Genomic DNA, 24,303 nt, shown 5'->3' with positions numbered 1-24,303 from the left:
CGTCAGCCGGCCAGCGCGTCCAGCAGCCGGTCCACGTCGGCCTCCGTGTTGTAGAGGTGGAAGGAGGCGCGCAGATTGCCCGCGCGGTCGGAGACCTCGATCCCGGCCCGGCTCAACTCGCCCTGGCGGGAGCCGAGTCCGGGCACGGAGACGATCGCCGAGCCGGGGGCGGGCAGCGGCGGGTGGCCGAGCGCCGCGAGCCCCTGCCGGAAGCGGTCGGCGAGCCCGAGGTCATGGGCGTGTACGGCGGCCACGCCCAGCTCCTCGATCAGCGCCAGGGAGTGCCGCACCCCGGTGTAGGTGAACAGGGCGGGGCTGACGTCGAACCGGCGGGCGGAGTGGGCGAGTTCGGTGACCGGGCCGTAGCAGCTGTTCCAGGGCTCCTCGGCCGCGACCCAGCCCGCGAGCAGCGGGGAGAGGCCGCCGAAGTCCTCGGGCACGACGAGGAAGGCGGCGCCGTGCGGGCCGAGCAGCCACTTGAAGGTGGTGCACACGGTGAAGTCGTAGGCGTCGGCGTCCATCGGCAGCCAGCCCGCGGCCTGGGAGAAGTCGACGCAGGTGCGGGCGCCGTGGGTGCGGGCGGCCTCGCGCAGCGCGGGCAGGTCGGCGATCCGGCCGTCGGCGGACTGGGCGGCGCTGACCGAGACGAGCGCGGTGCCGGGCCGCACGGACTCGGCGAGCCGCTCCAGCGGGACCGCGCGCACCTTGAGGTCGCCGCGGCTGTGGAAGGGGTTCACCACGGAGGTGAAGTCGTCCTCGGCGGTGAGCACTTCGGCGCCCGCGGGCAGCGAGGCGGCGACCAGCCCGGTCTGGCTGGCCACGGAGGCCCCCGCCGCCACCCGGGACACCGGCACTCCGGCGAGCCGGGCGAACGCGGCACGGGCAAGCTCCACGTCCTCGAACAGCGGGTCGAGGGGGCGGCCGTCGGCCCTGATCTCCGCCGCCGCGCGCAGGGCGGTGACGGTGCGGGCGGGCAGCAGCCCGCTGCTCGCGGTGTTCAGGAAGGTGTTCTTCGGGCTGAACTCGGCGCGGACGAGGCTCTCGAAGGTCTCCATGCCCCCACTCTGCGGGCCAGGGAACCCCTCGTCCATTGCGAATTTTTGCGTGGATCCGCTTAGCAGGGCTTATACATCCGCGCCGACCTGCGGTTCCGTCCCTCCTCAGCCCTGCTGCGGCACCGCGCACCCGTCCGGGCCGCAGGCCTCGGCGTCGCCCTGCCGGACCAGCTTCAGCGGCGAGCGCTCGCCCCAGGCCTGGGTCAGCGCCTGGGTGAAGACCTCGGCGGGCTGGGCGCCGGAGACGCCGTAGGTGCGGTCGAGGACGAAGAACGGCACACCGGTCGCGCCGAGCTGGGCGGCCTCCTGCTCGTCGGCGCGGACCTCGGCGGCGTAGGCGTCCGGGTCGGCGAGCACCGCGCGGGCGGCCTCCGCGTCCAGGCCCGCCTCGACGGCCAGCTCCACCAGCCGCTCGTCGCCCTCGGTGAACACGGAGCGCTCCTCGGCGAAGTTCGCCCGGTACAGGATCTGGATCAGCTCGTCCTGCCGGCCGTGCTCCTTGGCGAGGTGCAGCAGCCGGTGCATGTCGAAGGTGTTGCCGTGGTCCCGGCCCCGGGTGCGGTACTCCAGGCCCTCGGCCGCGGCCTGCACGCCCAGGTTGTCCTCGCCCGCCTGGGCCTGCGCCTCGCTGATGCCGTACTTCTTCGCGATCATCGGGACGACCGGCCCGGTGTCGCCCTTGGCGCGGCCCGGGTCCAGTTCGAAGGAGCGGTGCACCACCTCGACCTCGTCGCGGTGCGGGAAGGCAGCCAGCGCCTTCTCGAAGCGGGCCTTGCCCACGTAGCACCAGGGGCAGGCGATGTCGCTCCAGATCTCGACGCGCATTCTTCGGCTCTCTCCAGGTCGTACCGGTCGCGGAGGCTGTCTCCGCCCGGTACGTGAACGTTCAAGGAGGAACGTTTCATTCCCCCGGGGCGACGGCGTACCGCAGGAACAGGTGGTGATCGCCGTCCGCGGGCGGGTTCTCGGGGTCCGGGACCCAGCCCTGGCGGGCGTAGAAGGCCTGGGCGCGGCGGTTGTCCACGTGCACGTCGAGGACGGCCGCGCGCCGGCCGTCGGCCCGCCACTCCGCCACGCAGGCCGCGTGCAGGGCCGTACCGATGCCGGAGCGCCAGCGGTCGGGGTCGACGTGGAACTGGTACAGCTTGACGGTGTCGGCGGGGCCGTCCGGCGCGGGCCGGAACGAGGCGATGGCGGTGATGACGCCCTGTTCGACGGCGCACAGCACCCGCCCGTCGGGCCGCTCGATCGCGCCGAGCCAGGAGGCGGACCAGTCGATGCCGTCGTCCGGCAGGCCGTCCGGGTAGTACGTCGACCGCGCCCGGTGGTGCAGCGCGGCGATCGTCCCGGCCTCAGCGGGCAGAGCCGTGCGGATGGCGAGGGTCCCCTTCACACGCTCACTGATCATGCAACGGAGGACGCGGCGCCGGGGGTGCCGGTTCCATGGCGGCTGAACTGGGCCCGGTAGGCGCTCGGGGTGAGGCCGGTGCGGCGGACCAGGTGGGCGCGGAGCGAGTCGGCGGTGCCGAGGCCGCAGGCGGCGGCCACCTGGTCCATCGGCAGCCGGGTGGTCTCCAGCAGCTCCTTGGCCCGCTCGACGCGCTGGTGCAGCAGCCACTGGAGGGGGCTGACCCCGCTCTCCGCGTGGAAGCGGCGGGTCAGGGTGCGCACCGAGACCCCGGCGTGCCGGGCGAGGTCGGTGAGGGTGAGCGGCTTGTCCAGGTTGCGCATGGCCCAGCCGCGCGTGTCGGCGCAGGCGGTGCCGCGCTCCGGGGGCAGCGGGGTCTGGGTGAACTGGGTCTGGCCGCCGGGCCGTACCGGGGCGACCAGGGCGAGCCGGGCGACCTCGTTGGCGACGGCGGCGCCATAGTCGGTGCGGATGAGATGGAGGCAGAGGTCGATGCCGGCCGCGTAGCCGGAGGAGGTCAGGATCGGGCCGTCCTGGGCGTAGAGGACATCGCCCTGGACCTGGACGTCGGGGTGGCGGCGGCGCAGCTCGTCGGCGTGCGCCCAGTAGGTGGTGACCTTGCGGCCCTTGAGCAGCCCGGCCTCGGCGAGCAGGAAGGCGCCGGAGCAGATGGAGGCGATGCGCAGTCCGGCCCCGGCCGCCGTGCGCAGGGCCGTCACCACGCGCGGGTCGGCGGCGAAGGGCTCCCCGGTGCCCGCGACGATCACCAGGTCGGCGTCCCGCAGCACCTCCAGGCCGTGCGGCACATGCAGGTCGAGCGCGCCGGAGGTGGCCACGCGTCCGGGGTCGGGGGCGCAGATCACCACCTCGTACCCGGGCCGCCCGTCCACCCGCACCTTGTCGAAGAGCAGCTCGGGGATGGCGAGGTTGAACATCGACACGGGCGGCGACGCGACGACGGCGACACGCAGCATGGCCAGAACCTCCGGTTGCATGGCATTCAGGTCACTACTCTACGCCGGAAACGATCAGCAGCATGGAGCACATGTCCACGAACCAGACCCGCCAGGAACCCGAAGCCGCCGCCGTAGGCGATGAGTTGACACCCCGTCCCGCGCCCGCCCACTCCCTGCTCGCCGCCCTGCTGGGCTTCTCGCTGATCACCCTCGACGCCTCCGTGGTGAACGTGGCGCTCCCGGCGATCGGTTCGTCCCTCGGCGGCGGCATGTCCGGTCTCCAGTGGGTGGTGGACGCCTACACCCTGGCCTTTGCCGCGCTGATGCTGTCCACCGGCGCGTTCGCGGACCGGGCCGGCGCGAGCCGGGCGTACGCCCTCGGCATCGCGGTCTTCACGCTCGCCTCGGCGGCCTGCGGTCTGGCACCGAACCTGCCCGCGCTGATCGGCGCGCGGGTGGTGCAGGGGGTCTCGGCGGCCGTGGTGCTGCCCGCCTCCCTCGCCCTGGTGCGGCAGGCGTACGGCGATCCGGCGCAGCGGGCCCGGGCGGTGTCGCTGTGGGCGGCCGGCGGCTCGGTCGCGGTGGCGCTCGGCCCGGTGGCGGGCGGCGCGCTGACCACCGCCTGGAACTGGCGGGGCATCTTCTTCATCAACCTGCCGCTCGGCGTGGTCGCGCTGGCCCTGCTGCTGCGCGCCCCGCGCTCCGAGCGCCGGCCCGCGCCCCTGGACCTGCCGGGCCAGCTGACGGCGGTGGTCGCGCTGACGGCGCTGACCTTCGGGGTGATCGAGGGCGGTACGACGGGTGCCGCGGCCTTCGCCGTGGCGGTGGCGGCCGCCGCGCTGTTCGTCCGGATCGAGGGCCGGCAGGCGCACCCGGTGGTGCCGCTCGGGCTGTTCCGGGACCGGGCGGTGCGGGTGGCCGTGGCGGCCGGGTCGGCGTGCAGCGTGGCCTTCTACGGCGTGGTGTTCCTCTTCTCCCTCTTCTTCCAGCAGCTCCAGGGGCGTTCGGCGCTGTACGCCGGGCTGATGTTCCTGCCGATGTCCGGGCTGATCGCGGTGACCAATGTGGCCGCCGGGAAGCTGGCCGGCCGGTTCGGTCCCCGGCTGCCGATGCTGGCCGGCCAGGCGCTGGCGGCGGCCGGTCTGCTGGGCCTGCTCTGCGTCCGCACGGACACGCCCGCCCCGTTGGCCGCCGTCCTGCTGATCCCGGTGGCCCTGGGCTGCGCGCTGACCGTCCCGCCGCTGACGGCCGTGATGATGGACGCCGTACCGGCCGAGCGGGCGGGCCTGGCGGCCGGAGTGCTCAACGCCGCCCGGCAGGTGGCGGGCGGCCTCGGCATCGCGGTGTTCGGCGCCCTGGTGAACGGCGGCTTCACCAGCGGCCTGCGGGTGAGCCTGACCCTGGCGGCAGCCCTGTTCACCCTGACCTTCCTGCTCAGCCGCCGTCCTCTCGACTAGCGTTCCAGGACCCCGTTGAACCGCCGCGGCAGGCCGAGGGGGTTGTCGTCGCGCAGCTCGGGCGGCAGCAGGGCGGCGGGGGCGTTCTGGTAGGCGACCGGTCGCAGCCAGCGCTCGATCGCCGTGCCGCCGACGGAGGTGGAGGTGGAGGTGGTCGCGGGGTAGGGCCCGCCGTGGTGCTGGGCCGGTGCCACGGCGACCCCGGTGGGCCAGCCGTTGACCAGCACGCGCCCGGCCAGCGGGGTCAGTTCCGCGAGGATCTGCGTACCGCGGCCCGCGCCGGCGGCCTCCTCCGCGGACAGCTGGACGGTGGCCGTGAGGTTGCCCGGCAGCCGGGACAGCACGGCGGTGGCGTCGTCCTCGTCCTCGTACCGGACCACCACGGTCACCGGCCCGAAGCACTCCTCCAGGAGCAGGTCGTACGCCCCCTCCTCGGTCAGGCTGCTCGCCGGGACGGTCAGGAAGCCGGGGCTGACCGTGTGCTCGCCGGCCGCGCCCGGTGTCACCGGCGACTCCACGCCGTCCAGGCGGCAGCGCTCGGCGACCCCGGCGATGAAGTTGTCCCGCATGCGGTGGTCGAGCAGGACGCCGGACGCGGTGCCGGCGACCGCGTCGGTCAGGGACTTCACCAGCCGGTCTCCCCCGGCGCCGGAGGGCACCAGCACCAGACCGGGCTTGACGCAGAACTGTCCCACGCCGAGCGTCATCGACCCGGCGAGCCCGGTGCCGATCTCCTCCGCCCGCTCGGCCGCGGCCGCCTCGGTCACCAGGACCGGGTTGAGCGAACCGAGTTCGCCGTGGAACGGGATCGGCACCGGCCGGGCGGCGGCCGCGTCGAAGAGGGCCCGTCCGCCGCGCACCGAACCGGTGAAGCCGGCGGCGGCGACCAGCGGGTGCCGGATCAGCTCGACGCCCGCCTCGAAGCCGTGCACCACACCGACGACACCCTCGGGGATGCCGTGCTCGGCGGCGGCCCGGCGCAGCACCGTGGCGACCAGCTCGGACAGCGCCGGGTGGTCGGGGTGCGCCTTGACGACGACCGGGCACCCCGCGGCCAGCGCGCTCGCGGTGTCGCCGCCGGCGACGGAGAAGGCGAAGGGGAAGTTGGAGGCGGAGTAGACGGCGACGACGCCGAGCGGCACCTTGTAGCGGCGCAGGTCCGGGATCGGCGGGGTGGCGGTGTCGTCGGGGTGGTTGATGACGACGTCCAGGAAGGCGCCCTCGTCGACGATGTCGGCGAAGGCCCGCAACTGGTAGGTGGTCCGGGCGAGTTCGCCGGTCAGCCGGACCGGGCCGAGCGCGGTCTCGGCGTCGGCGGTCTCGACCAGGCCGTCCTTGGCCGCGTCCAGGCCCGCCGCGGCCGAGCGCAGGAAGGCGGCGCGGACCGTGCGGTCGGCGAGTGCGCCGCGCGCGGCGTGGGCCGCGCGGACGGCCGCGTCCACCTCCTGGGCCGTGGCCTCCACCGCAACCTGTTCACGCTGCTTCCCGGTGCGCGGGTCGACACTCCAGACTGGTGCTGCTGCCACCGCGGGTCCCTCCAGATAAGGCCGCATAACTAGGGAATCACTTGGGTCATCGATCAGCCGCGTTCGATATACTGAACACCGTCTCTGATGATGAATATGCTGCTCGGAGACTATTTCCCGGCGATCGAAGGGGTCAAGGCCGATGTCGGCAGGCGAGACAGGCGGGGCGCAGGTCAAGTCCGCGGTGCGGACGGTCGAATTGCTCGAGTACTTCGCCGGAAAGCCCGGCATGCACTCCCTCGCGGCCGTCCAGGAGGCGGTGGGGTACCCCAAGTCGAGCCTGTACATGCTGCTGCGCACCCTGGTGGACCTGGGCTGGGTGGAGACGGACTCGACCGGCACCCGGTACGGCATCGGGGTGCGGGCGCTGCTCGTGGGCACCTCCTACATCGACGGCGACGAGGTGGTGGCCGCCGCCCGCCCGACCCTGGACCGGCTCTCCGACGACACCACGGAGACCATCCACCTGGCCCGGCTCGACGGCACCAACGTCGTCTATCTGGCCACCCGCCAGTCCCAGCACTATCTGCGCCCCTTCACCCGGGTCGGGCGCCGGCTGCCGGCCCACTCGACCTCCCTCGGCAAGGCGATCCTCGCCACCTACTCCGACGAGCAGGTGCGCAAGCTGCTGCCGGAGACGCTGCCCGCGCTCACCGAGCACACGCTCACCGACCGGGAGCAGCTCATCGAGGAGCTGCACCAGGTGCGGGAGCAGGGCTTCGCCGTGGACCGCGAGGAGAACACGCTGGGCCTGCGCTGCTTCGGCGTGGCGATCCCGTACCGCACGCCCGCGCGGGACGCCATCAGCTGCTCGGTGCCGGTGGCCCGGCTGACCCCGGCCCACGAGCAGATGATCAAGGACGCGCTGTTCGATGCGCGGGACCGGCTGACCCTCGCGACCCGGCGGCTCTGAGCCCGGCGGGGTCCCCGGCTCCGGGTCCGGGGAGTCGTAGGCTCGGGGTCCATGGATATCGCGCTGCGCGCCGTGCAGGACGATGATCTGCCGGCGCTGTTCCGGCAGATGAGCGACCCGGAGTCGGTCCGGATGGCCGCGTTCGGCCCGGAGGACCCGTACGATCCGGACTCCTTCGCCGTCCACTGGCGGCGCCTGGAAACCTGCTCGCACGTGCTGCGCACGGTGCTGGCCGACGGGACCGTGGCGGGCAGCGCGGCGGTCTACGGCGAGGCCGGCGAGCGCGAGGTGACGTACTGGATCGACCGCGCGTACTGGGGCCGGGGCGTGGCCACGGCCGCGTTGCGGGCGCTCCTCGCCGAGGTGGAGGAACGCCCGCTGTACGCGCGGGCCGCCGCCGACAACGCCGCGTCGCTGCGGGTGCTGCACAAGTGCGGGTTCCGGGAGCGGGCGCGGGCCCGGGGGTACGCGGGCGGGCGGGGCGAGGAGATCGACGAGGTGGTCCTCGCCCTGGAGGACTGAGCCCGGGTTCCTGAGCAGTTCATGAGAATGCCGGCGTTCGGGAACGGCGGCCGCGGCCCGCTCGTCTTTTGTTCGGGATGAACAAGACGATCAGGCGGGCGTCCGTCTTCGCGCTGCTGCTCGTGCTCGCTCTGCTGGTCAGGGCGACCTGGGTGCAGTTCTACGACGGCAAGGCCCTCGCGGACGACAACGACAACCGGCGGAACGCGATCGCGACGTACTCACGGCCGCTCGGGAACATCATCGTGGCCGGAAACGCGATCACCGGCTCCGCCCGGACGACGGGGGGCGACCTCGCCTACAAGCGGACGTACACGGACGGCAGGCTGTACGCGGCGGTGACGGGCTACGCCTCGCAGGCCTACGCCCCGACCCAGCTGGAGGGCATCTACAAGGAGCTGCTCAACGGCACGGACCCGCAGCTGAAGACGGTGATGGACACCCTCACCGGAAAGCGCTCCGACCCGGGCGACGTGCTCACCACGATCGACCCGGCGGTGCAGAAGGCGGGATACCGCGCCCTGGGGAACACCAAGGGCGGCGCCGTCGCCATCGACCCGAAGACCGGCAAGATCCTCGCCATGGTGTCGACCCCGTCGTACGACCCCTCGTCCCTGACCGACGCCAACACGGCCGGAGGTGCCTGGAAGCGGCTCACCGCGGACAAGGACAAGCCGCTGACCAACCGCGCGCTGCGCCAGCCGCTGCCGCCCGGTTCCACCTTCAAGCTGGTCGTGGCGGCGGCCGCGCTGGAGAGCGGGCTGTACAAGAACGTGGACGAACACACCCACAGCCCGGACCCCTACATCATGCCCGGCACCACCAGGCCGCTGGCGAACGAGAACAAGTCGGCGCCGTGCAGGAACGCCTCCATCCGCGTCGCCCTCCAGTACTCCTGCAACAACGTCTTCGGCAAGATGGCCGTCGACCTCGGCCAGGACAAGGTGCGGGCGATGGCCGAGAAGTTCGGCTTCAACGACGACCAGCAGGACGTGCCGGTGCGCGCCTACGCCAGCGTCTACCCGAAGGACATGGACAAGGCGCAGACCGCCCTGTCCGGCATCGGCCAGTTCGACGTGACCGCGACCCCGCTCCAGATGGCCATGGTGTCCGCCGCTCTCGCCGACGGCGGCAAGCTGGTCTCGCCGCACATGGTGTCGAAGACCACCGACAGCGGCGGCGATGTGCTGAAGGACTACGACTCCGACGCCGGGAGCGAGCAGATCGTCAGCTCCACCACCGCCGCGCAGCTCCGGTCGGCGATGCAGACGGTGGTCAAGGACGGTACCGGTACGAACGCGCTGATCGACGGGGTGACCGTCGGCGGCAAGACCGGCACCGCCCAGCACGGCGAGAACAACAGCAAGACGCCGTACGCCTGGTTCACCGCCTACGGCACCTCCGACAGCACCGGCAAGCAGGTCGCCGTCGCGGTGATGGTCGAGCAGTCGGACGCGGCCCGCTCGGAGGTCAGCGGCAACGGGCTGGCCGCGCCGGTGGCCCGGGCAATGATGCAGGCGGCACTGAAGTGACGCCGTGCGCGGCGGCGCCGGCTACTTCACGCCCAGCAGCTGCTCCACCGGATCGATCGCGAAGTAGACGAGGAACAGCGCCGAGACGCCCCACAGCAGCCAGTTGATCTCCCGCGCCTTGCCCAGGACCGTGTTGATCACGACGTAGGCGAGGAAGCCCGCGCCGATGCCGTCGGTGATGGAGTAGGTGAACGGCATCGTGGCGATGGTGAGGAACGCCGGTACGGCGATCTCGTACCGGTCCCAGTCGATGTGCTTGACGTGGGTCATCATCAGGAAGCCCACCGCGATCAGCGCGGGCGCCGCCGCCTGGAGCGGGACGATGGTGAGCAGCGGGGTGAGGAAGAGGGCGAGGCCGAACAGGCCGCCGGTGACCAGGTTGGCGAAGCCGGTGCGGGCGCCCTCGCCGACGCCGGCGGCGGACTCGATGTAGGCGGTGTTGGAGGAGGCGGAGCCGAGGCCGCCCGCGACGGCGGCGGCGCCGTCGATGAACAGGACGCGGCCGATGCCGGGCACCCGGCCCCGCTCGTCCAGCAGTCCGGCCTCCGCGCTGATGCCGACGATGGTGCCCATGGCGTCGAAGAAGTCCGACAGGATGAGGGTGAAGACCAGCAGCACGGCGGTGAGGACACCGGCCTTGGCGAAGCCGCCGAACAGGCTGAAGTGACCGATCAGCCCGAAGTCCGGGGCGGCGACGAGCTTGTCCGGGACCTCGGGCGTGGTCAGGCCCCAGTTCTTGACGCCGGCGACGGAGTCGATGCCGATCGCGACGAGGGTCATCGTCACGATGCTGATCAGGATCGCGCCCTTCACCCTGCGGGCGAGCAGCGCGACGGTCAGCAGCACGCCCAGGCAGAAGACGAGCACCGGCCAGCCGGTCAGCCGGCCGACGGAGCCGAGCTGCACGGGCACCGTGGTGTGGGCGGCGTCCGGGATCCGGCTGACGAACCCGGCGTCGACGAACCCGATGAACGCGATGAACAGGCCGATGCCGACGCCGATGGCCTGCTTCAGCTGGTGCGGGATCGCGTTCATGATCGCTTCCCGCAGGCCGGTGAGGACCAGCAGACAGATGACCAGGCCCTCCAGGACGACCAGGCCCATCGCGTCGGACCAGCTCATCAGCGGAGCGAGCTGGAAGGCGACGACGGCGTTGAGGCCGAGGCCGGCGGCGATGGCGAGGGGGAGGTTGCCGCCGACCCCCATGACGACCGTCATCACACAGGCGACCAGCGCGGTGGCGGTGACGAGTTGTCCGGTGTCGAGGGAGTGGCCGAACTTGTCCTTGGCACTGCCCAGGATGATCGGATTCAGGACAAGGATGTAGGCCATGGTGAAGAACGTGGCGAGGCCGCCGCGTATCTCCCGGCCGAACGTGGATCCCCGTTCGGTGATGCGGAAGTACCGGTCGACGCCGTTCCGGGCAGGTGGCGCGGGCTCCCGCCGGCTGTCCATCTTCTGCGTCTCGGTCATGGTCCAACTCCTCGGTGCCTGATGGGCGGTGCGCGGATGCTGGCTGGATTGTTCCCCCGTTGAACCCTGTTCAGGTTTTCTCCGTGTTACGGAATCGGGTTCGATGGGCCATACGACGTCCGAACCCCCGTACACATCCGTCGCATCGTCGCTGCTACGCTTCCGGATCTCCGTCCGGGCCCCCTCCGGACCTTCACCTGTCATTCGCATGACACCCACAGAGCCGTATCGAGAAGAGGTCACCCGTGGGCACAGTCGTCGACGACGCCGCCTCCGTGGAGTTCCATGCCTTCTTCGACCGCCACTACGCCGAACTCGCCCGGCTGGCCCATCTGTTGACCGGTGAGGCGGACGCCGCCGACGATCTGGCGGCGGACGCCCTGCTGGCCCTGTGGCACCGCTGGGACCGGGTGCGCGCGGCCGACCACCCGGTGGCGTACGCGCGCGGTGTGGTCGCCAATCTGGCCCGCACCCGGATCCGCAGCGCGGTGCGCGAGCGCCGGCGGATCGCGCTGTTCTGGTCGCACCGCGAGGAGCGGACCGAGAACCCGGACGTCGCCGGGGTGGTGGACGTCCAGGCGGCGCTGCGCAGACTGCCGTTCCGGAAACGGGCGTGCGTGGTGCTCCGGCACGCCTTCGACCTCTCGGAGAAGGACACCGCGCTCGCGCTGGGGGTGTCGGTGGGTACGGTTAAGAGCCAGACGTCCAAGGGCATGGCCGAGCTGGCCAGGCTGCTCGGCGCCCAGGGTGCGCCGCAGAAGGTGCACGCGGCGATGGTCCGGGGCGGCGAGAGCGGAGGAAGGAACCGATGAGGCAGCAGGACGTGCACGACGAGCTGCGCGCCCGGCTGCACGAGGCGGCCGAGGCCCACGAGCCCGACCGCGCAGCGATGCTGGCCCGGGTGGACCGCGGCATGGCCGCACGGCGCAGCATGGCCGCACGGTCCCGCCCCGATCACCGGGCGGTCCGGTCGCCGCTGTTCGGCTGGGTGCGCGTGGTGGGCGCCACCGCGGCGGTCGCCGGGGTGCTCGCCGCCGGCGGATACGCGGTGGCGTCCGCGGTGAAGGAACATCCGCCGGCGCAGGAGCGCACGGTCGCGGTCTCCCCCACGCCCCGTGCCACGCCGGACCCGACGGCGTCCCGGTCCCCCGCCCGCACCACCGGCCCGGCGCCCGGCGCGGGCACCACCCGTCCCTCCCGGCCGGCCGGCACCCCGTCCTCCCCCGCGGCCCCCTCCACCCGGCCGCCCGTGGCCCATCGCGAGCAGAGCGGGCCGCTGTGGTCGGACGGCTCGGTGGACCTGCACAGCAACGACTTCTGGGCACAGAGCGACCTCACCCTGAAGACGTCCCGGCCGCTCACCTCCCTCACCGTCCGGTTGACGGTGGCGCAGACCGGCGGGGTGACGTCAACGGGGGCCTGGCGGTCCCTGCCGGAGGCGGACTTCACCCAGACCGTGCAGGAACGGGACGGTTTCCTCGTCTACGTCTGGACCCTCAAGGAGGGGCGCACGGTACCGGCCGGGCAGTGGATCTTCGCCGGGCAGTACAACCACGAGCGCGGCGGCCGGGACGCGAAGGACGACAGCTACACCTTCACGGGCACGGCGGACGGCCGCGCGTACACGGTGACCGGCGACTTCGCCGTACACCGGACCGGCGACGGCGGCTAGGGCCTTTCATTCGCCCTGGCAGGCGGCCGGCCGCGGCCGGCCGCCTGCCCGGAAGGGGTCAGCCGACGAAGTACGTCGGGTTCGGCAGCTTGTAGGTGCGGCCGGTGTAACCGCCGTCGAGGTCCGAGTACTGGTCGCCGAAGTCGGCGATGATCGTGTACCCGAGGTCGTCCTCGATGTGCTTGCGGGTGCCGGACTTGTACTGCACGGTGGTGCAGTTCCAGGTGCCCGCGGTGGCGCAGTCGCTCAGGTAGGCCGGCGGGTTGGCCTTGTCCTTGAGGAACATGTGGTCGGTGTCGAGGTTGACGTCGGCGCCGACCTTCTTCAGGTTCTCCACGGCACCGGCGCGCTGGGCCTCGCTCAGCCCGGAATTGTAGAAGACCTCGACGCCCTTGGCCGCGGCGTACTGCACCAGCTCGGGGCTGCCGAAGACCTCGGGGCGGTCGGCCTTGTTCACGTAGTCGTTCCACGTGGTGGGGTTGAACGTGTAGTTGTAGCGCTTCTCGTAGTCGAGGCTGAGCAGCAGCGTGTCGTCGATGTCGAAGACGACGGCCGGCTTCTCGCCGTGGCGCAGCGCCTTGCGGGCCGCCTTGTCTATGTAGCGCTTGGCGTCGGCGTCGATGTCGGCCAGGTCCTGCGCGTACGGGCTGTCCGGCGAGGCCTGGTACACCCCGTTGGCGTCGGCGTGGGTGCCGTAGTAGGTGTCGATGTCCTTCACCAGCTGCCCGATGTTGTAGGGCTCGTGGGTGGAGTTCGCCGTCGACTGGTGGGCGGTGGCGGCGCCGGCCCCGAACAGGACGCCGCCGGCCAGGGCGCAGCTCGCGGCGACAGCAGCGATTCGCAGTGTTTTATGCATGACAGGTTTCTACGCGCGTCACCATGGGTAGCGCGAGCACCGTTGCCCGATCGATATCAAGCCATCCGGCGAACGGGCCCTCGCCGCCGCTGCGTTGCCGTCGGTTCATCGTCGCGCCGACCGGGAGTCGGTCAGCCGGCGTAGGGGTCCGGTACCTGGCCGGGCCGGGCCAGGAAGGCGAAGTCGCAGCCGGAGTCGGCCTGGGTGATCTGGTCGTTGTAGAGGGCGCCGTAGCCGCGCTCGTACCGGGCGGGCGGCGGCGTCCAGGCGGCCTTGCGGCGGGCCAGCTCCTCGTCGTCCACATGGAGGTGCAGGCTGCGGGCGTCGACGTCCAGGGTGATGAGGTCGCCGGTGCGCACCAGCGCGAGCGGGCCGCCGACGTACGACTCGGGGGCCACGTGCAGCACACAGGCGCCGTAGCTGGTGCCGCTCATCCGGGCGTCGGAGATCCGGACCATGTCGCGCACGCCCTGCTGGAGCAGGTGGTCCGGGATGGGCAGCATGCCGTACTCGGGCATGCCCGGCCCGCCCTTGGGTCCGGCGCCGCGCAGCACCAGCACGCTGTCGGCGGTGATGCCGAGCGCGGGGTCGTCGATGGTGCGCTGCATGGTCCGGTAGTCGTCGAAGACGACGGCCGGGCCGGTGTGCTTGAGCAGGTGCGGCTCGGCGGCGATGTGCTTGATGACCGCGCCGTCCGGGCAGAGGTTGCCGCGCAGCACCGCGACCCCGCCCTCGCTCGCGACCGGGTTGTCGCGGGGCCGGATGACGTCGTCGTCGTGCACCCGGGCGCCCGCGAGCTGCTCGCGCAGGGTGTCGTACGAGACGGTCGGCCGGTCCAGGTGGAGCAGGTCCGGGATCCGGGAGAGGAAGCCCGGCAGGCCGCCCGCGAAGTGGAAGTCCTCCATCAGGTAGGTCCGGCCGCCGGGGCGGACGTTGGCGAGGACGGGCACGGTGCGGGCGATGCGGTCGAAGTCGTCCAGGGTGAGCTGCACCCCGGCGCGGCCGGCCATGGCGATCAGGTGGATCACGGCGTTGGTGGAGCCGCCGAGGCCGAGCACGGTGGTGACGGCGTCCTCGAAGGCCTCACGGGTGAGGATGTCGCCCAGCCTGCGGTCCTGGTGGACCAGTTCGACGATGCGGAGCCCCGCCCTTGCGGCCATCCGGTCGTGCCCGGAGTCCACCGCCGGGATGCTGGACGCGCCCGGCACGGTCACTCCGAGCGCCTCGGCGGCGGCCGTCAGCGTGGACGCCGTACCCATGGTCATGCAGTGGCCGGGCGACCGGGCCAGGCCGCTCTCCAGTTCGGCCAGCTCGCAGTCGCCGATGAGACCGGCGCGCCTGTCGTCCCAGTACTTCCACATGTCGGTGCCGGAGCCGAGCACCTCGCCGCGCCAGTGGCCGGGGAGCATGGGGCCGGCGGGCACGAACACGGCCGGCAGGCCGACGCTCGCGGCGCCCATCAGCAGGGCCGGCGTGGTCTTGTCGCAGCCGCCCATGAGCACGGCGCCGTCGACGGGGTAGGACCGCAGCAGCTCCTCGGTCTCCATCGCGAGCAGGTTGCGGTAGAGCATCGGGGTCGGCTTCTGGAAGGTCTCGCTGAGCGTCGAGACCGGGAACTCCAGCGGGAAGCCGCCGGCCTGCCACACCCCGCGCTTGACGGCCTGGGCGCGGTCCCGCAGGTGCATATGGCAGGGGTTGATGTCGGACCAGGTGTTGAGGATCGCGACGACCGGCTTGCCGAGGTGCTCCTCGGGCAGATAGCCGAGCTGGCGGGTGCGGGCGCGGTGGCTGAAGGAGCGCAGCCCGTCGGTGCCGTACCACTGGTGGCTGCGCAGCTCCTCCGGCCGCCTGCGGGGGCCGGTCATATGGACCACCCCTCGGCGATGGCGGCCACCTCGGCGCGCTCGTCCTCGGGCAGCCGGCTGCTCGGCGGGCGGACGTCCCGGCGGCACAGGCCGAGCGCGGCGAGGGCCTCCTTGACGACGGTGACGTTGTGGGCGGAGCCGTGCGCGGCGCGCAGTTCCTCGAAGCGCCGGATCCGCTCCCAGACCTTCATGGCGGCCGGGTAGTCGCCGGAGCGCAGCGCTTCGAGCATGGTGCGCGAGAGAGCCGGGGCGACGTTCACGAGTCCGGAGGTGAAGCCGGTGGCGCCCGCCGAGAAGTAGGAGGGGGCGTAGGGCTCGGCGAGCCCGGCGACCCAGACGAAGCGGTCGAGGCCGGCGTCGCGGGCGAAGGCGGCGAACCGGGCGGCGTCCGGTACGGCGTACTTGACGCCGATGACGTTCGGGCAGTGCCCGGCGAGTTCGGCGAGCCGGGTGCCGGGCAGCCGGTCGTTGCGGATGTACGGGACCACGCCCAGCTCGGGCACGGCCTCGGCGACGGCGCGGTGGTAGTCGACCCAGCCGGCGGCCGACCCGTAGGGGTGCACGGGCTGGTGGACCATCACCATCCCGGCGCCGAGGTCCCGGGCGTGCCGGGCGGAGGCGACGGCGGTGGGCAGGTCGTGCCCGACCCCGACCAGGATCACGGCCCGCTCCCCGGCCTCGTCGACGGTCAGCTCGGTGACCAGGCGGCGCTCCTCGGGGGTGAGGGCGTAGAACTCGCCGGTGTTGCCGTTCGGGGTGAGGGTCCTGATCCCGCCGTCGAGCAGGCGGCGCAGCAGGGCCCGGAGGGTGTCCTCGGCGACGGAGCCGTCCTCGGCGAAGGGGGTCACCGGGATGGCCACGACATCGGCGAGGGCCGCCCGTTGGGTCTCGAACGTCATGCTGCTCATGAAGGTCCTTCGGGGAAGGCACGGCGTACGAAGGACGCGATGTGGGCGTGCAGGGCGCTCGCGGCGCCGTCGGCGTCGCCGTCCAGCGCGAGCCGCAGGATCTCCCGGTGCTCGGCGGCCTCCCGCTCCCAGGAGGGCTCGGCGGCCCAGGCGACGGCGGCGACCAGGGCGGCCTGGTCGCGGACCTCGTCCAGCATCCGGCCGAGCAGCGGGTTGCCGCACGGCAGGTAGAGGGCGCGGTGGAAGTCGCGGTTGGCGAGGGAGCGTTCGGCGGTGTCGGTGGCGCCGTCGGCGCGGGCCAGCGCGTCGCGCGCGGCGTCGAGGGAGGCGCCGCGCCGTACGGCCCGGCGCAGGGCCTCCGGTTCCAGGAGCAGCCGCACGTCGTAGACCTCGCGTGCCATGTCCGCGTCCACCATGCGCACCGTGACGCCCTTGTATTGGCTCATCACGACGAGTCCGGTCCCGGCGAGGGTCTTCAGCGCCTCCCGCACGGGGGTCTTGGACACCCCGAACTGGGCGGCCAGCTCGGTCTCGACCAGCGCCTGACCGGGCGACAGTTGGCCGGTCAGGATGCGGTGTTTGATCGCGTCCAGCACGAACTGCGTCCGGGACGGGATCGGCGTGGGCACAGAGGTCATGCGGCCCTCTCGGATCTCACCTATCGCGTCTCATATATGACGTATGAAGTACGACGCGACGAAGGTAGGAGAGGGCCGGGACTTCGTCAACGCTTCTGACAAAAGAAGTCGGGCGGGAGGGAGAAGCCGGGCGGGGTGTTCAGACGGTGCGGGAGTCGCCCTCCCGGGCGGTGTCGGTGGGCCGGCCGGCGACGGCGGCGGCGCGCGCGGTGGCCGCCTCGCGGCTCAGCCCGGGACCGACGTGGGTGACGAGCAGCTCGCGCACATGGGCGTCCCGGGCGATCCGGCCGGCGTCCTCCGGCGTCAGATGCACCTGTTCGCCTTCGCGACGCGTGTCGAGGTCGGCCTCGCACAGGAACAGGTCGGCTCGGGCGGCGAGTTCGGTGAGCGCGACGCAGGGCCCGCTGTCCCCGGAGTAGGCGAGCACGCTGCCCTGGCACTCGGCGCGCAGTCCGTAGGCCTCGGTGTCGTGGGCGACGGCGCGGGCGGTCAGGCGGAGGTTCCAGTGCCGGACGTCATGGCCGTCGTACAGGGGGCGGAAGTCGAAGACGTCCTTGAGGAAGCCGAGGTCCGGCCGGCCGAGGAAGCCGGCCAGCCGCTGGGCGCAGTCCTGCGGAGCATAGAGCGGGATGGGCGCGGCCGGGGCCATCCCGCCGAAGGCGAAGGCGTAGGCCGCGGACAGCAGGTCGGCGCTGTGGTCGGCGTGCAGGTGGGATATCCAGATCGCGGTGAGCCGCGCGGGATCCGTGTGCCGCTGCAACGCGGCGAAGGTACCGGGACCCGCGTCCACCCACACCTCGGCGCCCCCGCCGGACAGCAGGTATCCGGAGCAGGGCCGGTCGGGGCCCGGGTGCGGGGAGGCGGTGCCGAGGACGGTGAGCGTGAGGGGCATGACAGGGAGCGTACGACGCCTCGCACCGGGCTCCCGACCGAACCCGGCACGGACCTGCGAACCCGGTGCGGATCCGGACGATGGCCACCCTCGGATCGTCAGCGTGCGGCGAGTGCCTCCCGTACCGCCGCCAGGTCCGCGTCCGACGCCAGTCCGGCGTGGTACAGCCGCAGTTCCGTCGCGCCCTCGTCGCGCGCGCGGGCCGCGTCCGCCGCGAGGGTGCCGGGGCTGCCGCCCATGCCGGAGACGACGGTGAGGTTGGCGGCCAGCACGCTGGTGTCGCGGGCGTGCCCGGCGAACGGCGCCAGCAGGGCCGTACCGCCCGTGCACGGCACCACGACGCCGTCGGCGACGGAGAGGATGTGGGCGGGATCGACGCCCGGGTTGGCGCCGCAGTGGTAGGAGACCGGGTCGGCGTGGAGCAGGACCTGGAAGGCGGGGGGTGCGGCGGCGCGGACGGCGGTGACGGCCGCCTCCTGGAGGGTGCGGGCCGCCGTCTCGCGCCACGCGCGCGTGGCGGCCGCCGTCTCCTCGCCGAGCAGCTTGCCGACCGTGGGCCAGCCCTCGTCGTCCGCCGTGCCGCGCCACAGCGGCTCCAGTGCGGACCGTACGGCACGTGCCAGCCCCTCGGCGTCCAGGCCGTGTTCGCCGTAGCCGGCCGTGCAGGCGGGGCAGAAGCAGAGGGACATCAGGTACTGCCCGGCGTCCCCCAGGGCCACGCCGGAGGTCTTGTCGTGGGCGTGCAGATGCTGGAGTCCGTACCAGCCGAGGGACTCGAGTTCGGTGCCGCGCGCCCCGGGGCGTACGGCGGCTTCGGCGGCGAGGTCGGTCAGGTACGCGCGCGTGGCGGGCTGGGCGATGCAGGGCGCCCAGGGGTAGCGGTCGCCGTAGGCGTTCCGCACGGAGGTGTCGGGGTGTTCGGCGCCCAGGCGGGAGTTGTGGGCGAGCACCACCCAGCTGTGCACCTCCAGGCCCGCCGCCGCGAGCGCCTCGGCCGCCTCGCCGTAGGCGTCGCCGGGGGCCCAGCGGCCGGCCGGGTACGGCCTGAGGGTGCGGCCGGTCCAGCGGCCGTCCGGCGGGTAGAGGACGGCCGTGTGCTCGGCGGTGACGATGCGGTGCTGCGGATGGCGGGGGGTCAGCGCGCGGGTGGAGTGGTAGGCGGCGGCGAGGGTCACCTGCTCGACACCGAGTGCGGCGATGCGCGCGGCGGCCCCGGGGTCCCCGTTGACGTCCCAGGGGTAGAGGAACGCCGACGCCTTCACGCGCCCTCCTCCAGCAGCGCGTACCCTCGCTCGATCAGCCGGGCGAGCTGCTTGACGTGCTCGTCCGCCGGTTCGTGCAGGGGCGGACGGACCTCGCCGACGTCCAGGCCGCGCAGCCGTACCCCCGCCTTGACCAGGGAGACGGCATAGCCACGGCCCTGTGCGCGCAGCTCCACGAACGGGCGGTAGAAGCCGTCCAGGAGTCGGCGGACCGTGGTCTCGTCGCCCGCTTCCAGCGCGCGGTGGTAGGCGAGGGCGAGTTCCGGGGCGAAGCAGAACACCGCCGAGGAGTAGAGGGTGATGCCGAGGGCGCGGTAGGCGAGCTGGGTCTGCTCGGCGGTGGGCAGGCCGTTGAAGTAGAGGAAGTCGCCGGGGACCTCGGTGCGGACGGCGCTGACGATCCGCTGCATGAGGTCCAGGTCGCCGAGGCCGTCCTTGAGGCCGATGATCCCCTCGGTGCGGGCGAGTGCGACCACGGTCTCCGGCGTGAAGACCGCGTTGTCGCGCTGGTAGACGACGACCGGCAGCGGGGTGGCGGCGGCGATCTCCCGGTAGTGCCGCAGCAGGCCCTCCTGTCCCGCGACGACCAGGTACGGCGGCATGGCGAGCAGCCCGTCGGCGCCCGCCCGCTCGGCGAGGCGGGCGTAGCGCACGGCGAGCGCGGTGCCGTAGCCGGCGCCCGCGACGACCGGGACCCGGCCCTCGGCCGCCTCCACGGCCGCCCGGACGCAGGCCTCGAACTCCTCCGGCAGCAGCGCGTGGAACTCGCCGGTGCCGCAGCAGGCGAACACGGCGGCCGCGCCCGCGTCGATGCCCCGGCGCACATGCGCGCGGTAGGCGTCGAGGTCGGGCGAGCCGTCGGAGCCGTAGGCCGTGACGGGGAAGAAGAGCGGCCCGCGGGGGTCGCGGAGCCGAGCGGCGAGCGGGGCAGGCGTCACGGGCGCTCCCTGTGTGCACGTTTCTGATCGTTGTCTATATCTCTGAACGATCTCACGCTAAGGGCCCACCAGGGAGCGGGTCAAGCACCCGAACAGGCATCCCGGCAGCGGATTTCCCCCTGTCACGGCACACTTGACGGGGCATGCGGGCGCTCCCTAGCGTGTCCATGCATGTGAATTCCGTCCACGCATGCGGCCGTCGGTGTCGAGGAGACGGCCCTGGAGGCCAAGGAGACCGAGGAATGCCCGCTCCCCGTACCGTTCTGCTCACCGGTGCCGCCGGCGGGCTCGGCACCCTGATGCGCTCCCTGCTGCCGGAGTACGGCTACACCCTGCGCCTGTTCGACGTGCGCCCCATCGAGGACGCGCCGGACGCGATCACCGGCGACCTCACCGACCCGGCGGCGGTGCGCGAGGCGGTGCGGGGCGTGGACGCGGTCCTCCATCTCGCGGGCATCTCCCTGGAAGCCCCCTTCGACAAGATCCTCCGGTCGAACATCGAGGGCACGTACCACCTCTACGAGGCCGCCCGCCAGGAGGGCGTGCCCCGGATCGTCTTCGCCTCCTCCAACCACGCCGTCGGTTTCGCCCCGGCCCCGCGCGCGGGCGAGCCGCTGATCCCGGTGGACACCCCGCACCGCCCGGACACCTTCTACGGCCTGTCGAAGGCCTTCGGCGAGGACCTGGCCCAGCTCTACTGGGACAAGCACGGCCTGGAGACCGTCTCGGTGCGCATCGGCTCCTGCTTCCCGGAGCCGACCAGCGTGCGCATGCTCTCGGTGTGGATGAGCCCGGCCGACGGCGCCCGGCTCTTCCACGCGGCCCTGACCGCCGAGCAGGTCGGCCACACCGTGGTCTACGGCTCCTCCGCCAACACCCGCCTGTGGTGGGACCTCGGCAGCGCGCGGGCGCTCGGCTACGAACCCCGGGACGACTCCGAGCCGTACGCCGAGAAGCTGATCGCCGAGCAGGGCGAGCTGGACCCGGACAACCCGGCCCAGCGGAACCTGGGCGGGCACTTCGTCACCGACCCGCCGATCTGGCCGTACTGAGCCCCTGGCCGGATCCGCCGGGTAAGGGAACGGTAAAGCGGGCTCGTTCGTTCACCCGGCATGACAGCTATGACCCCAGGCTCGAACATCCCTCTGCCGGCCGCCCGCGTGACGGTGGACGTCACCGCCCCGGTGCGGCTCGACGTGTCGGGCCTGCTGCTCACCACCGACGGCAAGGTGCGTTCGGACGACGACTTCATCTTCTACAACCAGCCGGCCGGGCCCGGCGTGACCTACCGGTCCGGCGGCGGTGCCGGGCCGGACGCGATCACGGTCGAGACCGGCGCCGTCCCGCCGGACATCGAGAAGATCGTGGTCACCGCCAGTCCGGACGCCGCCGGCCAGACCTTCCAGGGCATCGAGCCGACGGCCACCCTCCGCGACGCGGACACCGGCGCGGTGCTGGCCACGTTCACCCCGCCCCGGCTCGGCGCCGAGACCGCGCTGGTCGTGGTGGAGCTCTACCGCCGGGGCGGCGGCTGGAAGGCCCGCGCGGTCGGTCAGGGATACGCCGACGGCCTGGCCGGCATCGCCACCGACTTCGGGGTGACGGTGGAGGAACCGGCAGCCCCCGCGACCCCGGCAACCCCCGCGACCCCGGCCGCCTCGGCACCGGCAGCCCCCGCGGCCGGTTCCGGGAAGGTCAACCTGGACAAGGGCCGGGTCAGCCTCCAGAAGAACCAGACGGTGTCGCTGGTCAAGGGCGGCCGCCCGCTGCTGTCCCGGGTGCAGATGGGTCTCGGCTGGGAGCCGGCGTTCCACGGCAGAGACATCGACCTGGACGCCTCGGTCATCGCCTACGGCCCGCAGCGCGACCACGTGGACAGCTGCTACTTCGGCAAGCTGACCGTCCTGGACGGCGCGATCAGCCACTCCGGGGACAACCTCACCGGCGAGGGCGCGGGCGACGACGAAGTGATCACGGTCGACCTCGGCCGTCTCCCCCAGCAGGTCACCGGCCTGGTCTTCACGGTGAACTCCTTCTCCGGCCAGAAGTTCACGGACGTCGCCAAGGCCTACTGCCGGCTGCTGGACGCCGCGACCGGTGAGGAGCTGGTCCGCTTCGACCTCACCCACGCCGAGCCGCACACGGGCGTGATGATGGCCAAGCTGGTCCGCCAGTTCTCCGGGGAGTGGGACATGACGGCGCTGGGCGAGTTCGTGGCGTCCCGGACGGTGCGGACCATGGTGGAGCCGGGGGCGCGGGCGCTGTAGCCGGCCCGGCGGGAGGGGTGCGGCAGCGACCGGCGTGACCGCTGCGCTACGGCCGCAACCCCTCCACCAGCAGCGACAGATACCGCCCGAGCTGCCGCCCCTGGCCGCCCGCCAGCTCGGAAGCCGTGGCGACCCCGTGGGCCAGCCGCAGCAGCTCGATCGGTTCCAGGTCGGCCCGCAGGGCACCCTCCGCCCGGGCCGCCGCCACCAGGCGGGTCGCGGCGCCCTGCACCGCCGTACCGCACGGCGTCACCGCGGCCGGGCCGCCGTCCGTGACCGCCGAGCCCAGCAGGGCCCGCATGCCGCGCACCTGGACGGTGGCGACGCACAGCTCGTGCAGCCACTCCAGCAGCGCCTCGCCCGGCGGCAGCTCCTGCGCCAGCTCGTCGGCCCGCCGGCCCAGCGCCTCCATCCGGTCGACGTACGCCGCCTGCAACAGCGCCTGCCGGGTCGGGAAGTGCCGGTAGAGCGTCCCCGAGCCGACTCCCGCCCGCTTGGCGATGTCATCCAGCGACGCGTTCTCCCCATGCTCGGCGAAGGCCTCCGCCGCCACCCTCAGCAGCCGCTCGTAGTTGCGCCGAGCGTCCGCGCGCATGGGCCTGATCTGCGTCATCCACCCACTCCTTGCCCCGAGGCCCTCTGCGCATGCTAGTCACAAAGGGCGCCCGGGGGCCGGGGCCGGCGGTGCGGGGGCGGTTACCGCTGCTGCCGCTTCCACGGCCCGGTGATGGCGAGCATGATCCCGGGCTCCTGGATGTTGGCGAACAGGGTGCTGCCGTCGGGCGAGAAGGTGACGCCGGTGAACTCGCTGTACTCGGGCTCCTCGGCCGTGCCGATGTTCAGTTCGTTGCGGGCGATCGGGTACGTACGGCCGCTGTCGGTGGCGCCGAACAGGTGCTGGACGCCCTCGCCGTCCTCGGCGATGACCAGTCCGCCGTACGGCGAGACGGTGATGTTGTCCGGGCCGTCGAAGGAGCCGTCCGCGGCCGGGTCCGGGTTCACCCCGAGGAGGACCTTCAGGGTGAGGGTGCGGCGCCGGGGGTCGTAGAACCAGACCTGGCCGTCGTGCTGGGCCGGGCTCTCCGCGCGGGCGTAGGACGAGACGATGTAGGCGCCGCCGTCGCCCCACCACATGCCCTCCAGCTTGCGGGCGCGGGTGACCTGGCCGTCGGTGAACTGCTTGCGCACCGACACGCTGCGGGCGTCGCGGTCGGGGACGTCCACCCAGTCCACGCCGTAGACGGTGCCGGTCCTGGTGGCGCGGGACAGGTCGTCCACGAAACGGCCGCCGGAGTCGAAGCAGCGGAAGGCCTGGAGCACACCGGCGTCGTCTGCGAGGGTGCGCAGCCTGCCCCGGCCGTGCCGGAAGCCCTCCGGCGGGGTCCAGCGGTACAGCAGGCCGTTGGGGCCGGCGGCGTCCTCGGTCAGGTACAGATGGCCGCGCCGGGGGTCCACCACGACGGCTTCGTGGGCGTACCGGCCGAGCGCCTTGACCGGCTTGGGGTCGCGGCCCGCCCGGCGGTCGGCGGGGTCGACCTCGAAGACATAGCCGTGATCCTTGGTCATGCCGTTCTGGCCGGCCTTGTCCTCGGTCTCCTCGCAGGTCAGCCAGGTGCCCCACGGTGTCCGGCCGCCGGCGCAGTTGGTGGAGGTGCCGGCGATGCCCACCCACTCCGCCACCTGATCGCGGCGGACCTCGACGACCGTGCAGCCACCGGCGGCGGCCGGGTCGTACACCAGGCCCTCGACGAGCGGGACCGGGTGCACCCAGGCGGAGCGCGGGCCCTTCAGCTCGTGGTTGTTGACGAGCAGGGTGGCGCCCCGCGGGCCGTCGAAGGCGGCGGTGCCGTCGTGGTTCGACGGGGTGAACTCGCCGGACTCCAGCCGGGTCCTGCCGCTGTAGGTGACGACCCGGTAGGAGAAGCCCGCGGGCAGGGCGAGGATGCCCTCGGGGTCGGGGAGCAGCGGGCCGTAGCCGACCCCGCCCGGGCCGCCGTGTCCGGACTCCGTGGCGGCGAGGGCGCCGGGCGCGCTGGCCAGGGCGCCGACGCTGCCCGCCAGGGCGATCCCGGCACCGGTGAGCGCTGAGGTTCTGGCGAAGTCCCTGCGGGTGAGCGACATGGTGTCTCCTGAGACGGTGGGCGTGCCGTGGAGGGTGGCGGA

The 24,303-nt window shown here is 72.8% G+C and carries 23 protein-coding genes; 8 read left to right on the top strand and 15 right to left on the bottom strand.

What is annotated here, in order from left to right; genetic code table 11:
• Window positions 1–2 precede the first annotated feature (2 nt).
• The 4 genes from ACWCV9_RS26545 to ACWCV9_RS26530 form a co-directional block, all read right to left on the bottom strand.
• Entirely contained in the window at window positions 3–1,055 is a 1,053-nt protein-coding gene (locus ACWCV9_RS26545) for an aminotransferase class V-fold PLP-dependent enzyme (protein WP_450790181.1), read from the bottom strand.
• 105 nt (window positions 1,056–1,160) lie between these two features.
• Window positions 1,161–1,880 carry a DsbA family oxidoreductase gene (locus ACWCV9_RS26540; RefSeq protein ID WP_450790179.1) on the bottom strand — a complete coding sequence of 240 codons (720 nt, stop codon included), beginning with the start codon at window positions 1,878–1,880 and terminating at the stop codon, window positions 1,161–1,163.
• A gap of 76 nt (window positions 1,881–1,956) precedes the next feature.
• The gene (locus ACWCV9_RS26535) at window positions 1,957–2,463 is read right to left on the bottom strand and encodes an N-acetyltransferase family protein (protein ID WP_450790177.1); all 507 of its coding nucleotides are present in this window, start codon (window positions 2,461–2,463) and stop codon (window positions 1,957–1,959) included.
• Entirely contained in the window at window positions 2,460–3,458 is a 999-nt protein-coding gene (locus tag ACWCV9_RS26530) for a GlxA family transcriptional regulator (RefSeq protein ID WP_450790175.1), read from the bottom strand. Before ACWCV9_RS26530 ends, ACWCV9_RS26535 begins: the two co-directional genes overlap by 4 nt.
• 50 nt (window positions 3,459–3,508) lie before the next feature.
• Here ACWCV9_RS26530 and ACWCV9_RS26525 point away from each other — a divergent pair, with 50 nt between their 5' ends.
• A complete protein-coding gene (locus ACWCV9_RS26525) occupies window positions 3,509–4,876 on the top strand; it encodes an MFS transporter (protein WP_450790174.1) in 1,368 nt (455 codons plus the stop codon).
• Here ACWCV9_RS26525 and ACWCV9_RS26520 read toward each other — a convergent pair.
• Window positions 4,873–6,402, bottom strand: a complete 1,530-nt coding sequence (locus tag ACWCV9_RS26520) for an aldehyde dehydrogenase (NADP(+)) (protein ID WP_450790172.1) — start codon at window positions 6,400–6,402, stop codon at window positions 4,873–4,875. The two genes, ACWCV9_RS26525 and ACWCV9_RS26520, sit on opposite strands and share 4 nt — an antisense overlap.
• Window positions 6,403–6,544: 142 nt before the next feature.
• Here ACWCV9_RS26520 and ACWCV9_RS26515 point away from each other — a divergent pair, with 142 nt between their 5' ends.
• The 3 genes from ACWCV9_RS26515 (at window position 6,545) to ACWCV9_RS26505 (ending at window position 9,369) form a co-directional block, all read left to right on the top strand.
• Complete coding sequence (locus ACWCV9_RS26515) at window positions 6,545–7,315, top strand: IclR family transcriptional regulator (RefSeq protein WP_450790170.1); 771 nt, start codon at window positions 6,545–6,547, stop codon at window positions 7,313–7,315.
• 51 nt (window positions 7,316–7,366) lie between these two features.
• Entirely contained in the window at window positions 7,367–7,837 is a 471-nt protein-coding gene (locus tag ACWCV9_RS26510; protein ID WP_450790168.1) for a GNAT family N-acetyltransferase, read from the top strand.
• A gap of 77 nt (window positions 7,838–7,914) precedes the next feature.
• The gene (locus ACWCV9_RS26505) at window positions 7,915–9,369 is read left to right on the top strand and encodes a peptidoglycan D,D-transpeptidase FtsI family protein (RefSeq protein ID WP_450790166.1); all 1,455 of its coding nucleotides are present in this window, start codon (window positions 7,915–7,917) and stop codon (window positions 9,367–9,369) included.
• Window positions 9,370–9,390: 21 nt separating this feature from the next.
• On the opposite strand, the gene ACWCV9_RS26500 is transcribed toward ACWCV9_RS26505, so the two are convergent.
• The gene (locus ACWCV9_RS26500; protein WP_450790164.1) at window positions 9,391–10,842 is read right to left on the bottom strand and encodes an NCS2 family permease; all 1,452 of its coding nucleotides are present in this window, start codon (window positions 10,840–10,842) and stop codon (window positions 9,391–9,393) included.
• 245 nt (window positions 10,843–11,087) lie between these two features.
• Here ACWCV9_RS26500 and ACWCV9_RS26495 point away from each other — a divergent pair, with 245 nt between their 5' ends.
• Both ACWCV9_RS26495 and ACWCV9_RS26490 read left to right on the top strand, forming a co-directional pair.
• Window positions 11,088–11,654 carry a SigE family RNA polymerase sigma factor gene (locus ACWCV9_RS26495; protein WP_385843178.1) on the top strand — a complete coding sequence of 189 codons (567 nt, stop codon included), beginning with the start codon at window positions 11,088–11,090 and terminating at the stop codon, window positions 11,652–11,654.
• Window positions 11,651–12,514: a hypothetical protein gene (locus tag ACWCV9_RS26490; protein ID WP_450790162.1), complete on the top strand. Its 864-nt coding sequence runs from the start codon at window positions 11,651–11,653 to the stop codon at window positions 12,512–12,514. The genes ACWCV9_RS26495 and ACWCV9_RS26490 overlap by 4 nt, the downstream gene beginning before the upstream one ends.
• Before the next feature lie 58 nt (window positions 12,515–12,572).
• Here the strand turns inward: ACWCV9_RS26490 and ACWCV9_RS26485 are convergent, their stop codons facing one another.
• The 7 genes from ACWCV9_RS26485 to ACWCV9_RS26455 all read right to left on the bottom strand — a co-directional run bounded on the left by ACWCV9_RS26485 (window position 12,573) and on the right by ACWCV9_RS26455 (window position 19,873).
• Window positions 12,573–13,370, bottom strand: a complete 798-nt coding sequence (locus tag ACWCV9_RS26485; protein ID WP_450790160.1) for an HAD family acid phosphatase — start codon at window positions 13,368–13,370, stop codon at window positions 12,573–12,575.
• A gap of 131 nt (window positions 13,371–13,501) precedes the next feature.
• A complete protein-coding gene (araD, locus tag ACWCV9_RS26480) occupies window positions 13,502–15,235 on the bottom strand; it encodes an L-arabinonate dehydratase (protein WP_450790158.1) in 1,734 nt (577 codons plus the stop codon).
• A complete protein-coding gene (locus ACWCV9_RS26475; RefSeq protein ID WP_450790156.1) occupies window positions 15,232–16,143 on the bottom strand; it encodes a dihydrodipicolinate synthase family protein in 912 nt (303 codons plus the stop codon). Before ACWCV9_RS26475 ends, araD begins: the two co-directional genes overlap by 4 nt.
• Complete coding sequence (locus tag ACWCV9_RS26470) at window positions 16,140–16,781, bottom strand: GntR family transcriptional regulator (protein WP_450790154.1); 642 nt, start codon at window positions 16,779–16,781, stop codon at window positions 16,140–16,142. Before ACWCV9_RS26470 ends, ACWCV9_RS26475 begins: the two co-directional genes overlap by 4 nt.
• Window positions 16,782–16,920: 139 nt before the next feature.
• A complete protein-coding gene (locus ACWCV9_RS26465; protein WP_450790152.1) occupies window positions 16,921–17,673 on the bottom strand; it encodes an MBL fold metallo-hydrolase in 753 nt (250 codons plus the stop codon).
• Window positions 17,674–17,771: 98 nt separating this feature from the next.
• On the bottom strand, window positions 17,772–18,935 hold the full coding sequence (locus ACWCV9_RS26460; RefSeq protein WP_450790151.1) for a hypothetical protein: 1,164 nt from the start codon (window positions 18,933–18,935) through the stop codon (window positions 17,772–17,774).
• Window positions 18,932–19,873: a 5-dehydro-4-deoxyglucarate dehydratase gene (locus tag ACWCV9_RS26455; RefSeq protein WP_450790149.1), complete on the bottom strand. Its 942-nt coding sequence runs from the start codon at window positions 19,871–19,873 to the stop codon at window positions 18,932–18,934. The genes ACWCV9_RS26460 and ACWCV9_RS26455 overlap by 4 nt, the downstream gene beginning before the upstream one ends.
• Window positions 19,874–20,115: 242 nt before the next feature.
• Between ACWCV9_RS26455 and ACWCV9_RS26450 the strand changes: the two genes are divergently transcribed.
• Together ACWCV9_RS26450 and ACWCV9_RS26445 are read left to right on the top strand one after the other, a co-directional pair.
• Entirely contained in the window at window positions 20,116–20,925 is an 810-nt protein-coding gene (locus tag ACWCV9_RS26450; RefSeq protein WP_450790147.1) for an NAD-dependent epimerase/dehydratase family protein, read from the top strand.
• A 69-nt stretch (window positions 20,926–20,994) separates the two neighbouring features.
• On the top strand, window positions 20,995–22,140 hold the full coding sequence (locus ACWCV9_RS26445; RefSeq protein ID WP_450790145.1) for a TerD family protein: 1,146 nt from the start codon (window positions 20,995–20,997) through the stop codon (window positions 22,138–22,140).
• 46 nt (window positions 22,141–22,186) lie between these two features.
• Here the strand turns inward: ACWCV9_RS26445 and ACWCV9_RS26440 are convergent, their stop codons facing one another.
• Together ACWCV9_RS26440 and ACWCV9_RS26435 are read right to left on the bottom strand one after the other, a co-directional pair.
• Window positions 22,187–22,753 (bottom strand): TetR/AcrR family transcriptional regulator, encoded by a 567-nt coding sequence (locus tag ACWCV9_RS26440; RefSeq protein ID WP_450790143.1) that lies wholly within the window; start codon window positions 22,751–22,753, stop codon window positions 22,187–22,189.
• Between the two features lie 83 nt (window positions 22,754–22,836).
• Window positions 22,837–24,261: an alkaline phosphatase PhoX gene (locus tag ACWCV9_RS26435; protein ID WP_450790141.1), complete on the bottom strand. Its 1,425-nt coding sequence runs from the start codon at window positions 24,259–24,261 to the stop codon at window positions 22,837–22,839.
• Window positions 24,262–24,303 lie beyond the last annotated feature (42 nt).

It is taken from the genome of Streptomyces sp. NPDC001606, from assembly GCF_053596835.1.
This window is presented reverse-complemented; position numbering and strand designations above follow the sequence as displayed.